12 protein-coding genes are annotated in these 12,788 nt (G+C 55.1%); all 12 read right to left on the reverse strand.

Annotated features, from left to right (window positions below):
* Positions 1-12 precede the first annotated feature (12 nt).
* The 12 genes from H7U06_RS04815 to H7U06_RS04870 all read right to left on the reverse strand — a co-directional run bounded on the left by H7U06_RS04815 (position 13) and on the right by H7U06_RS04870 (position 12,788).
* Positions 13-1,290 carry a multidrug effflux MFS transporter gene (locus tag H7U06_RS04815; RefSeq protein WP_175625025.1) on the reverse strand — a complete coding sequence of 426 codons (1,278 nt, stop codon included), beginning with the start codon at positions 1,288-1,290 and terminating at the stop codon, positions 13-15.
* Between the two features lie 68 nt (positions 1,291-1,358).
* Complete coding sequence (locus H7U06_RS04820; protein ID WP_175625026.1) at positions 1,359-2,831, reverse strand: NAD-dependent succinate-semialdehyde dehydrogenase; 1,473 nt, start codon at positions 2,829-2,831, stop codon at positions 1,359-1,361.
* Between the two features lie 109 nt (positions 2,832-2,940).
* On the reverse strand, positions 2,941-3,630 hold the full coding sequence (locus H7U06_RS04825; RefSeq protein ID WP_175625027.1) for a YafY family protein: 690 nt from the start codon (positions 3,628-3,630) through the stop codon (positions 2,941-2,943).
* Positions 3,631-3,761: 131 nt separating this feature from the next.
* Positions 3,762-4,136: a VOC family protein gene (locus H7U06_RS04830; RefSeq protein ID WP_175625028.1), complete on the reverse strand. Its 375-nt coding sequence runs from the start codon at positions 4,134-4,136 to the stop codon at positions 3,762-3,764.
* A gap of 86 nt (positions 4,137-4,222) precedes the next feature.
* A complete protein-coding gene (locus H7U06_RS04835; protein WP_175625029.1) occupies positions 4,223-5,443 on the reverse strand; it encodes a class I SAM-dependent RNA methyltransferase in 1,221 nt (406 codons plus the stop codon).
* Positions 5,444-5,550: 107 nt separating this feature from the next.
* Complete coding sequence (locus H7U06_RS04840) at positions 5,551-6,153, reverse strand: 2-hydroxychromene-2-carboxylate isomerase (protein ID WP_175625030.1); 603 nt, start codon at positions 6,151-6,153, stop codon at positions 5,551-5,553.
* An 18-nt stretch (positions 6,154-6,171) separates the two neighbouring features.
* Positions 6,172-6,591, reverse strand: a complete 420-nt coding sequence (locus tag H7U06_RS04845) for a CopD family protein (protein WP_175625031.1) — start codon at positions 6,589-6,591, stop codon at positions 6,172-6,174.
* 142 nt (positions 6,592-6,733) lie between these two features.
* Positions 6,734-7,999, reverse strand: a complete 1,266-nt coding sequence (locus H7U06_RS04850) for a glutamate-5-semialdehyde dehydrogenase (protein WP_175625032.1) — start codon at positions 7,997-7,999, stop codon at positions 6,734-6,736.
* A 114-nt stretch (positions 8,000-8,113) separates the two neighbouring features.
* The gene (gene holA / locus H7U06_RS04855; protein WP_175625033.1) at positions 8,114-9,130 is read right to left on the reverse strand and encodes a DNA polymerase III subunit delta; all 1,017 of its coding nucleotides are present in this window, start codon (positions 9,128-9,130) and stop codon (positions 8,114-8,116) included.
* Positions 9,114-9,638, reverse strand: a complete 525-nt coding sequence (lptE, locus tag H7U06_RS04860; RefSeq protein WP_175625034.1) for an LPS assembly lipoprotein LptE — start codon at positions 9,636-9,638, stop codon at positions 9,114-9,116. The genes holA and lptE overlap by 17 nt, the downstream gene beginning before the upstream one ends.
* Before the next feature lie 55 nt (positions 9,639-9,693).
* Positions 9,694-12,339: a leucine--tRNA ligase gene (gene leuS, locus H7U06_RS04865; protein WP_175625035.1), complete on the reverse strand. Its 2,646-nt coding sequence runs from the start codon at positions 12,337-12,339 to the stop codon at positions 9,694-9,696.
* Between the two features lie 122 nt (positions 12,340-12,461).
* Entirely contained in the window at positions 12,462-12,788 is a 327-nt protein-coding gene (locus tag H7U06_RS04870) for a barstar family protein (RefSeq protein ID WP_175625036.1), read from the reverse strand.

The following is a 12,788-nucleotide window of genomic DNA, read 5'->3' on the forward strand; positions in this document are numbered from 1 at the left end:
CCCGGCCAGGTCTTACTCCACGGTTTCCCATGCATTGGGTTCCTGCCGCGCATCGAGGAAGCGTCGATAGGTGCGACCTCCTAACCACAAGCTTAGTGCGATCAGCGTAAATATCATCTGTCCCGCTGCCAGCGCGATCGGTGTATGTGAGAGTGCCGGTGCAATCACACCTGCTACCAGAGCACCCAGTATCGTCAACACAAAGGATTGGCAGGAAGCGACGATGCCACGGATATTCGGAAACAAATCCAGCACCAGCAGTGTGGCACCCGGTGCCACCATAGACATGCCAAAGGTATAGAAAAACAAAGGCGCAACCGACCACGGCAAAGCAGGCGGGAACAGCGCATGGTAAGTCACGTTGAATACCGTGGCACCGATCAGGAAGCCAAAGCCGATCAGGACCTGACGTGAAATCGGAATATTGCCTGCCAGTCGATTCGCTGCCAACGCACCACAGAAAATACCGGCCACGGTAGGGATGAATTGCCAGCCAAACTGATCCGGTCCCAGCCCGAGATGCTCGACCAGGAACACAGGCGCTGCCGCAACATACAGGAACATACCCGCGAAGTTAAATGCAACAGCACCGGCTTTCAAATGAAACAGCGGTGAACGGAATACGCGCTTATAGCTGTGGTACAGGAAGTGTGGGTTGAAGGGCTGTCGTTTTTCAGGTGGCAGTGATTCGGGTAAGCGCTTGTAGCAATAAATCAGCAACAGCACCGCATACGCGAATAGCGCGAGGAAGATGGTGCGCCAGTCGCTATGCTTGACTATCCAGCCGCCCAGTATCGGCGCGATCGCCGGAGCAATGGAAAATATCATGGTCACCAGCGACAGCAAACGTTCCGCTGCCGATCCGGCATACAGGTCACGGATGATGGCGCGTCCGATCACCACACCCGCACCTGCAGAAATACCTTGCAGCATACGGAACACCCATAGGTATTCAATGCTATGCACGGCCGCGCAGGCTAGCGTTGCCACCGCAAAGACCGCGAGCGAGACCAGGATGATGTTGCGACGGCCAAACGCATCTGATAGTGCGCCATGCCACAGGATCATGACTGCGAATGAAAACAGATACGCGGTCAGCGTTTGCTGCACTTCCAGTGCGCTCGCATTCAGTGATGCCTGGATATTCGGAAACGCAGGCAGATAGGTGTCTATCGAAAACGGGCCGAGCATGGACAAGGCCGCCAGCATGATAGCCAGCGCGCTGCTATTGATGACCACGGCTGCGGCTGTGCTTGCAGGCAGCGTGTTCGTTTCTTTTATCTCAGACATCGGTATTACTCTTTATTGTTGGAACTACGTTTGTGACCGATGTGATGGAACCATGTAACCGCGCGGGTTTAGATGCCGCCCATGCACAGATATTTGATTTCCAAATATTCTTCTATACCGTACTTCGAACCTTCCCGGCCCAGACCGGATTGTTTGACTCCGCCAAAGGGTGCGACTTCATTCGAAATCAGGCCGGTATTAATGCCGACCATGCCGTACTCTAGCTTTTCGGCGACACGCCAGACGCGGCCGATATCACGTGAGTAGAAATAACTGGCCAGGCCGAAGTCGGTGTCATTGGCAGTGGCGATCGCTTCTTCTTCGGTTTTGAACTTGATGACAGCGGCTACCGGACCGAAGGTTTCTTCATGCATGATCAACATGTCTTTACTGATATTGGATAGCACAGTCGGTTCATAGAAATAGCCACCCAGCGCATGCTGTTTGCCGCCAGTCACGACGTGTGCGCCTTTGTTCACGGCGTCGCTCACATGCTGTTCTACTTTCTTTACAGCTTGCGCATCGATTAGCGGGCCTTGCAGCACGCCTTGTTCAAAGCCGTTACCGACTTTGATCTTGGCCGCACCTTCTCCCAGCTTCTGCACGAAGGCATCGTAGATGGATTCATGTACATAGAAGCGATTGGTGCAGACGCAGGTTTGTCCTGCATTGCGATACTTGGATTGCAAGGCACCGACCACGGCTGCATCCAGGTCGGCATCGTCAAAGACGATGAAGGGTGCATGGCCACCGAGTTCCAGTCCTATCTTTTTCACTGTCGGTGCGCATTGTTCCATCAGAATGCGGCCGACGGGTGTCGATCCTGTGAACGAGACATGGCGCACAATAGGGCTGCTGCAGAGTACCTTGCCGACCAGGATAGATTGCTCGGAATCTGCCGTAACGACGTTGACAACACCAGCGGGAATGCCAGCCTGGTGCGCCAGCTCAGCGATGGCCAATGCTGACAATGGGGTTTGCTCGGCGGGTTTGATGACGATGGTGCAGCCTGCGGCGATGGCAGGTGCGACCTTGCGCGTGATCATCGCAATCGGAAAATTCCACGGCGTGATCGATGCACACACGCCTATAGGCTGCTTGAGCGTGACCGTGCGTTTATCGCTCCAGGTCGATGCCATTACATCGCCGCTGACGCGTTTGGCTTCCTCGGCAAACCATTCGATGAAGCTGGCCCCGTAAATGACTTCGCCGCGTGATTCGATCAGTGGCTTGCCTTGCTCTGCTGTCATTAGCGTCGCCAGATCGTCTGCGTTCGCGATGATGAGGTCAAACCATGCGCGCATGACAATCGCGCGTTCCTTGGCGGTTTTGGCAGCCCAGGCGGGAAAGGCGACATGCGCGGCCTGTATCGCCTGCTCCGCTTCTGCCGCACCCATGTTAGGTACTTGTGTGATGTGTTTGCCATCGGCCGGATTGTTCACGTCGAAGCTGGCCTTGGCCGTTACCCATGCGCCGTTGATGTAGGCCTGGTTACGCAAGAGGCTAGGGTCTTTTAACTGTAAGGCGATGTTGTTCGACATGGCATGCTCCTGCGTGGCAAAAGGAAAAGCATAGCCCAATCAAGGCGAACGCGCTGACGACGCTCGTAAGCGCTGCGGAATCCGGCACGGACGTTGACGGCGGATGACCTTAGTTGCAGTCCATTTGTCGTTTCATCGCGCGCACAAAATCCGGCAGTCGACGGCCGCTGACACCAGTGTAGGAGCCGCCATCGGCCAGTGTCTGCACGCGATCCAGGCGAAAGGAGCGGAAATCGCTGCGCGTTTCGCACCAGGCCGCGATAGACCAGGTATTGCCCCAGAAATACAGTGCCAACGGCCAGATGGTGCGGCAACTGGCTTGCTGTTTGGCATCAATGTAATTGAGCAAGAGCTTGTTTTGCCTGCCTATCGCCTTGCGTATGTTTTCCAGTCGTTCGCCGTGGCTGGCATCGATATGGAAATCCGGTGCAAACAAAGGTGTGGCTTCGACGAAGTCGCGTTTCTCGCGCGGGAGGGCGAGGGTGATTTTGGCCAGTGCTGCAGCACCGGAGGCTGCCAGTTGTGGACCACCCCAGGCTTGCACCATGCGCACACCAGCGACCAGTGCTTCGATTTCATCGGAGCTGAACATTAACGGTTGTAAATCGAAGCCTGCCTTGACGCGGTAACCGACGCCAGCTTCGCCTTCGATCGGCACGCCAGACAATGAAAGGTCGCGTATATCGCGGTATATGGTGCGTTCGGATACGTACAGCCATTCCGATAATTGCAAGGCGGTAGTCAGTCTGCGGCCACGCAAATATTGGGCGATCTGGAACAGGCGTTCAGCGCGGCGCATGGTGTTTCTTGGTAATTGATTGGAACTGCAGCATACAGATACTCCAGTGACAGGAAGGCCGGGCGCGCGGAGCGACAGGCGCTTCATTTTGACAAATGCTAGCGCCAGCGTCCAGTTGCCCGTAGTTCGGTTTATTGCATGGCGTGCAGGCCGATCAGATTGCCTTCGGTATCGACGAAGTGCGCCATGTAACCGATGTCGTCCGGCAACTGTGTTTTCGGTACATAAACTTTGCCACCAGCCGGTGCGATGCGTTGTATGACGGCATCGATAGATGCGCCCGCATCCAGATAAATCATGGTGCCGTTGCTGCTGGGCTTTTGATGCTCGCTGTGGGTGACACAGCCGCAGCTATCACCGGCAGGGCTGGTGAAGATAGCCATCTGCATCAGGTCGGCAGTCGCACTTTCTATCTGTAGTTTGGTATCAAACAGCGTTTCGTAGAAACGTGTGGCGCGTGCAAAGTCGTTGGAAGGGATTTCGAACCAGTTTATTTTTGTTTGCATGATGTCCTCGCATGAAATGGCCAAATGGCAGATAGCATCATGCGCGGATGCTCCTGACAGCATACTGTCAGGAGACTTCAGCAGTTTTACTGTTTTGGTTCGGTTTTTGGGATTGCTTGTTCACGGCGGTTGAAGCCAGCCACCATATCGAAGCGGAACAGGCGGCATTCCAGTGCACCGTTGAAGAAAGGTGTTTTACGCGCTTCTTTCAGGCGCAGCAATTTCGGCAAACCGAGGTCGGCAGTGAAGAGGAATACTTTCCAGCCAGCGAAGCGTTGCTTGAGCGTGGTACCGAAGGCGCTGAAGAATTCTTTCGCCATGTCATCCGCTTCCATCGTGCTATCACCACGCACACCGATACGTTCGCCATAAGGCGGATTGGTCAACAGGATGCCCGGTGTTTCGCTAGGCGCTTTGACTTCCTGTGCTTCGATTTGTTTGAGCGGAACTTCGAAGCGTATGCCGGCCTTGTTCAGGTTGTTGCGCGTCATGGAGACCATGTCGCCCGAGATGTCGCTACCGAAGATGGTCGGTTCGGTCGGCAATGGATTTGGTTTGACGTCGGCTTTGATCGCGGCCCATTCTGCCTTGCTGAAACCAGCGAATTTTTCAAAAGCGAAATCGCGATGCAAGCCGGGCGGGATGCCTGCCAGCATTTGTGCTGCTTCTGCCAGGATGGTGCCGGAGCCACACATAGGATCAAACAGGGTCATGCCTGGTTTCCAGCCTGAGGTGCGCAGCAAGCCCGCTGCGAGGTTTTCGCGCAATGGTGCGTCGCCTGTTTCCATGCGCCAGCCGCGTTTGAATAATGCTTCGCCGGAGGTGTCCAGGTAGAGGGTGAAAGTGCGCGCGTCGAGGAAGCCGACGATGCGCATGTCCGGCATCTTGGTATCGACCGATGGGCGGCGATTGTAGATGTCGCGGAAGCGATCGCAGATGGCATCCTTGATTTTCAGCGTGGTGAATTCCAGGCTGCGCAATGGTGATTTGATGGCGGTGACGTCTATGCGTATGGTGTGGTCGACTTCAAACCAGTCTTCCCATGCCTGCGCCAGTGTCAGGTCATAGATATCGTTTTCGGTGGTGTAGCTGGCATGTGCCATGCGCATTAATACACGAGATGCGATGCGTGAGTGCAGGTTGATGCGATACGCATCCTGCAAACTGCCGGAGCAATGTACCCCGCCCGGAACCTGGGTGTGTACCTTCAGGGTTTTATCGAGCAGGGCGATTTCGTTGAGCTCTTCCGCGAGGGCGATTTCCAGGCCACGTGGGCATGGGCAAAAATAGGAATACGATGAAGACATGTGGGGAACCCTTTATCCGTTATAAAAATAGACGCGCGACCACATCATGGTGATGCGTCGCGCGAAGCTTGTTGCTACTGGTGTTGCCAAATACTGCGTTGCTGCTTTTACTTTTGGAATGCGCGTTCCACGAAATCCAGCCGATCCTGGCCCCAGAAGGCTACACCGTCGACGATATACCACGGTGCACCGAAGACACTGGCCGCCATCGCATCGTTGGTAAATTGTTCGTACTCGTTTTGTACGCTGGTGGTTTCTGATGCCTTGACCAGCGCGTTACCGTCATGGCCGGCGGCGCTTGCCAGCCCGCTCAGGGTTTCGGCATCCATGATGTTTTTATCGTCGGCCCAGAACGCATGCATGATGTCACCCGTCAATTTCAGCGCGGCGTCAGTGCCATGTGCAAACTTGGTCGCGATGATGAGTTTGGATGCTGCATCACCAGAGGCTGGTGAAAACTTGGGCTGCAGATTCAGCGGCAAGTCCAGGTGCGCACTCCAGCGTTTGAGTTCGACCAGGCGATACGCCTGGCGCTGCGGTGGGCGCTTGGCCAGTGGCAAGCCGCCGGATACGCTGAACAACTTGGGTAGATCGATAGGTTTCATATCGATTTGCACATCATATTGCTTCGCCAGCGCGATCAGGCGTGCATGGCCGAAGTAGGCCCACGGTGACTGGGGCGCAAAATAGTATTCGCAGATCTTGGCCATGTAGGCTCCGAAGAATGTTTAAAACGGTTTGACCACAACCAGGATCACGATGGCGAGCAGCAGGACGATAGGCACTTCGTTGAACCAACGAAACCAGGTATGACTGCGCTTGTTGACGCCATGCTCAAATTTTTTCAGCAAGGAATTGCACGCATGCTGGTAGCCGATGACCAGGATGACTAATACGACCTTGGCGTGTAACCAGCCATTACCGGGACCCTGACCAAAGCCGTAAAACAGCAGGCCGGCACCGAACAGTACTGCCGGCACCGCCAGGATGGTGGTGAAGCGATACAGTTTGCGTGCCATGAGCAGCAGGCGCGTGGTCGCAGTGGCATCGGTTTCCATCGCCAGGTTCACGAAGATGCGCGGCAGGTAAAACAAGCCTGCGAACCAGGAAATGACGAATACGATGTGCAGCGCTTTGATCCAGAGCATGTGATTTTCCTGCTGAATATAAATGCCGTAGGTGCGTTATTAAACGCGCACTTCCCCGTGGTGCAGCAGGGATTTCACAGGGCATCTGCCCTGTGCCTGCGAAACGATGTTGCCTTGCAAGGCAACACTCCTTTGCACGGCATTAAGCACGTACTTCCCCGTGCCCAAAGACGACATACTTCAGCGACGTCAGTCCATCCAGACCTACAGGTCCGCGTGCATGCAGTTTGTCGTTGGAAATGCCTATCTCGGCACCCAGGCCATATTCAAAGCCATCAGCAAAACGGGTCGATGCATTGATCATGACCGATGCCGAATCCACTTCACGCAGGAAGCGCATCGCACGGGTGTAATCCTCGGTCACGATGGCGTCTGTGTGTTGCGATGAATAGGTGTTGATGTGATCAATGGCTTCATCCAGGCTGCCGACGATTTTGACCGACAGGATGGCGGCCAGGTATTCGGTGCTCCAGTCTTCTTCGGTGGCGCTGGCCAGGTGCGGATAACCTTGCAGGATGGCACGCGCTTCATCGTCGCCACGCAATTCCACTTCTTTGGTGGCGTACAGTTTGGCGAGTTCAGGCAAGACTGCAGCGGCGATGCTGCGTGCGACCAGCAGGGTTTCCATGGTGTTGCAGGTGCCGTAGCGATGGCATTTCGCGTTGAAGCAGATATCCAGCGCTTTTTTAAGGTCAGCCTTGTCGTCGATATAGACGTGGCAAATGCCATCCAGGTGCTTGATCATAGGCACGGTGGCTTCACGCATCAGGCGTTCGATCAGGCCCTTGCCGCCGCGTGGCACGATGACATCGACATACTGCGGCATGGTGATCAGTTCACCGACTGCAGCGCGGTCTGTGGTTTCGACGATTTGTACGGCATCGGCTGGCAGGCCAGCGGCAGCCAGGCCTTCGTTGACCAATTTGGCCAAGGCTTGATTGCAATGAATGGCTTCGGAGCCGCCACGCAGGATGGTGGCATTGCCGCTCTTGATGCACAAACCGGCAGCGTCGACGGTCACGTTAGGACGTGCTTCGTAGATGATGCCGATTACTCCCAGAGGCACACGCATCTGGCCGACCTGGATGCCGGTCGGACGGTATTTCATGTTCGAGATTTCGCCGATAGGATCCGGCAGCGCAACGATTTGCTCCAGGCCTTCAGCCATGGTGGCGATGGCTTTGTCAGACAAGGTCAGGCGATCGAGCAGGGCGGGTGCCAGGCCGTTGGCACGGGCTGCTTCCAGATCACGCTGGTTGGCGGCGCGCAAGGTGTCCGCTTCGCGTCGTATCGCTGCTGCGATGAAGAGCAAAGCCTGGTTCTTGGCTGCGGTGTCAGCTTTGGCCATGGCGCGTGATGCCTTGCGTGCACGCAGACCAACTTCTTTCATGTATTGCTTGATATCCATTTTGCTAAGGAATGGTTGGTGTGACTATTAATGAATAACTAACTGTTGATGCTTAAGGCCCGAACAACTATATGCTGGACGTTCCGCGCGATTGCAAGTTGTGACAGCTGCAAACTAACCGCGTGCGATTTTCAGTCCTAACTGCAACATGGCATCCCAGGCATCGCCGGAAAACTGTTTCGCCCGTAAACCTTTCACCATCTTATCGATTTGTGCCGCTTCTTGCAGCGCACTTTCCAGTGTCGATAATTTGAGGCGGCGCAGAGCAGGTTCTATCAGGCGCTCGCGCGGTCCCCAGATGCGATATTCTTTCGTCAACTGACTCAGCGGGCGGCCTTGTGCCACGCCAGATTTCAATTTCAACAAGGTGCGCACCTCTTCTGCCACCGCCCACAGTACCAGCGGCAAGGCTTCGCCTTCGCCTTTCAAACCTTCCAGCATGCGTACCAGACGGGTGGTGTCGCCGCTGAGCATGGCTTCATTCAGCTTGAACACGTCGTAACGCGCCACGTTCAATACCGCATCGTGGATTTGCTCGAAACTTAAGGGCCCTTCCGGATAGAGCAGGGCCAGCTTCTGGATTTCCTGATGTGCAGCCAGCAAGTTACCTTCGACCCGATCCGCGATGAAGTCCAGGCATTCTCGATTGGCGCTCTGGCGCTGCGCTGCCAGTCGCACGCCCAGCCAGGCCGGTAATTGCGCACGTTCCACTAGTGGAATGTCGATGTACACACTGGCTTGCTGCAGGCTGGCAACCCAGGCCGCCTTTTGCGTTGCCCAATCGAGTTTGGGTAAGGTGATCAGCGTGACATTGTCCGGACTAAGCGATGCCGCATAGTCCTGCAATGCCTTGCCGCCATCTTTGCCCGGTTTGCCGGTAGGGATGCGCAGTTCTATCAGCTTCTTATCGCCAAACAGCGATTGCGATTGATTCGCTGCCAGCAATTCGCCCCATTTGAAGCTGCGATCAACGACCAGCACTTCGCGTTCCGAATATGCTTGTGCACGGGCCGCCTTGCGTATCTTGTCGGCGGCTTCGAGTGCCAGCAGATGCTCATCGCTCGTGATGACATACAAGCCGGACAAGGGCTTGTTCAGATGAGCGTCTAGCGCATCAATCCGCAGTTGCATTGTCGACCGGCTTGATGGCGGCGATGCGGCGCAGGATTTGTTGTACCAGATCGGATTGCATGTCGCGGTACAGCATCGCTTCTTCTGATTCCTTCGCCAATACTTGTGCTTCGTTATAGCTGAGGTCGCGCTTGAGGATGAGCGTGGTCGGCGGCATGTATTCGATGCCGGCATTGTTGCGCACGCGTACCGTGACGTTGTAATTCAGCACGTATTCACGCACGCGACCCTGGCTGTTCAGCGACAGGATGACTTTGTTGCGTACCTCGCTGACGATGTCCAGGATCGCTTCCGCTTCTTCCGGCCTGTCCTTGATGGCCAACTCACCGCTGCCGCGTATATAGCGACGCAATTCACTGCCCAGTGTGGAATTTGCCGGTGCGGCGATGTAGATCGACTTGAACGGCAGGTCGCCGCCAAGTATGGTGCCGCGCAGTTTGAAGCCGCATGCACTCAGCAAGAGGCTGGAAGCCAGTGCCAGGGTCAGGAGACGACGGTTCTTTAACATGAATAATCCTGCGTCAGTTGTACTTCAAATGTTATGCACTAAATGTAAGCAGCGATCAGGCAACGATGTTGACCAGCTTGCCTGGAACCACAATGATTTTCTTCGGTGTGCCTTCGATGAATTTCTGCACGCTTTCATTCGCCAGCGCTGCTGCTTCTATGCTGGCTTTGTCTGCGTTCTTGGCCACGATAATGCTGCCGCGCAGTTTGCCATTCACCTGGATCATCATTTCGATCTCGGCTTGTTCCAACGCCGCTGGATCTACTTGTGGCCATGGCGCATCGAGGATGTCGCCGTGTACTTTGGCAAAGCCGAGCTCCTGCCACAGCGCATGCGTGATGTGCGGTGCAACCGGATTCAGCACGCGCAGGAAGATGCTGAGGCCTTCGCTGATGACGGCATTCGATGCTGGCGAGTCATCCAGCTTCGCCGCTTCCAGTGTATTGAGCATTTTCATGCTGGCTGATACCACGGTGTTGTACTGGATGCGTTTGTAGTCGTTATCCGCTTGCTGCAGGATCTTGTGCGTTTCACGACGCAAGGCTTTGTGTGTTTCGGGCAAGGTGCCCAGATCAACAGCTGTCACGTTGGCCACGCGCGCTGCCTGATTGTAGCCATAAGCCCAGACCCGACGCAGGAAGCGATTGGCACCTTCGACGCCAGCACCCGACCATTCCAGTGTTTGTTCTGGTGGCGACGCAAACATGGTGAAAAGGCGTGCGGTGTCCGCGCCGTACTGATCGATTTGTGCTTGTGGATCGATGCCGTTGTTTTTCGACTTCGACATTTTTTCGGTGCCACCGATTTCGACGGCTTTGCCATCGCTGCTCAGGACGGCAGAAACAGGGCGACCTTTGTCGTCGAGTTGCAGTTGCACATCGGCCGGATTGAACCAGGTTTTCTTGCCGCTGGCATCTTCGCGGAAGTAGGTTTCGTTCAGCACCATGCCTTGCGTCAGCAGATTGGTGAACGGCTCGTCGAATTTGACCAGGCCGAAGTCACGCATGACTTTGGTCCAGAAACGCGCATACAGCAAATGCAGGACCGCATGTTCGATACCACCGATGTATTGATCCATCGGCATCCAGTAATCGTTACGGCTGTCGACCATGGCGTCGCTGCTGTTAGGCGAGCAATAGCGCATGTAGTACCACGACGAATCGACGAAGGTATCCATGGTGTCGGTTTCACGACGCGCAGGCTTGCCGCATTGCGGGCAATCGACGTGCAGGAATTTTTCGTGCTTGTTGAGCGGGTTGCCGCTACCGTCCGGTACGCAATCTTCCGGCAGGACGACAGGCAAATCTTTTTCCGGTACCGGTACATCACCGCAATCCTTGCAGTGGATGATAGGAATCGGTGTGCCCCAGTAACGCTGGCGGGAAATACCCCAGTCGCGCAGGCGGTAGGTGATTTTCTTTTCGCCGAGGCCGAGTTCGGCCAGGTCGGCGGCAATCGCGTCGACTGCTTGCTGGTAGTTCAGGCCATCGTATTTGCCGGAATTGATGCAACGACCGTTTTCCTTGTCGCCATACCATTCATGCCAGGCAACGTCGGAGAATGTCTTGCCCGGTACATCGATGACCGGGTGGATAGGCAATACGTATTTTTGCGCAAAGGCGAAATCACGTTCGTCATGTGCCGGTACGCCCATCACCGCGCCGTCGCCGTAAGTGATCAGTACATAGTTGCCGACCCAGACTTCGACCAGTTGGCCGGTCAGTGGATGCTTGACGAAAAGGCCGGTAGGCATGCCTTTCTTTTCCATCGTTGCCATATCGGCTTCGATGACGCTGCCGAGTTTGCATTCGGCGATGAAGTCGGCGAGTTCAGGATTCGATTTGGCGGCGTAGGTCGCCAATGCATGTTCCGGCGCCACGGCGCAGAACGTGACGCCCTTGATGGTGTCGGCGCGGGTGGTGAAGACCCACAGCTTGCCGTCATTGATGAGCTTGCCTTCGTCAGCGATATCGTGCGTAAACGCAAAGCGTACGCCGGTCGATTTGCCGATCCAGTTCGATTGCATGATGCGCACACGTTCTGGCCAGCCTGGCAATTTATTGTCGACGTGGTCCAGCAATTCTTCCGCGTAATCGGTAATGCGTGCGTAATACATCGGGATTTCGCGCTTTTCGATCAGCGCGCCAGAGCGCCAGCCGCGACCATCGATGACTTGCTCATTGGCGAGCACGGTCTGGTCGATCGGGTCCCAGTTCACGGTACCGGTTTTTTTGTAGATGATGCCTTTTTCCAGCATCTTCAGGAACATCCACTGGTTCCATTTGTAGTATTCCGGACGGCAGGCGGTCATTTCGCGCGACCAGTCGATCGCCAAGCCCATGGAGGCCATCTGCGTCTTCATGTAATCGATGTTGGCGTAAGTCCATTGCGCTGGCGGCACGTTGTTGGCCATCGCCGCGTTTTCCGCAGGCATGCCGAACGCGTCCCAACCCATAGGCATTAACACGTTGTAGCCGTTCATCCGCAGGTAGCGGTACATCACGTCATTGATGGTGTAGTTGCGCACATGCCCCATGTGCAGCTTGCCGGATGGGTACGGCAGCATAGAGCAAGCGTAGAATTTCTTCTTGTCGTTGCCGTTTTTATCCTTGGCGTTTTCGACGGCTTTGTAAGCGTCGATTGCCTGCCAATGGTCGTGCGCCGATTTCTCTACTTCGGCGGGGCTGTATTTATCTTGCATGACGGATGGAGCCAAAAGTGAATGTGAACCTGTGATTATACTGGTTCACCACCTAGAACTCATTTCCTAAATGCGTGTGTATGCGACTGTGGCCGCTTATGTGGTCGCTAATGGTCGTTAAATCAGGCCAGCTTGAGTTCCAGCGCCGGATTTTCGCCGTAATCGGCGTAGCGTTCGTTGATGGCTTCTATGCAGAAAGCGAGGTCTTCCAGGATGTCCGGGGCTTTTTTCTGCAAAATATCTGCATGATCGACGATGATCTGGAGTTTTTCTGCCGGTTTTAAACGGAATTTGGTCATGCCGTCTTCATCACGCAGATAGCTCATGCAATCGACCCAGGCATCCATATTGTCGCCATAGAAATCCGGAAAGCCGAAGGCAGTCTTGCAGGCGCTGTGAAAGGATGGCCAGTCGGTGATGGTTTCACCGTTTAAATGTACGACAGCCAT

It is taken from the genome of Herminiimonas sp. Marseille-P9896 (genome assembly GCF_903993245.1).
In the GTDB taxonomy this organism is placed as follows: Bacteria; Pseudomonadota; Gammaproteobacteria; order Burkholderiales; family Burkholderiaceae_D; genus Oxalicibacterium; species Oxalicibacterium contaminans.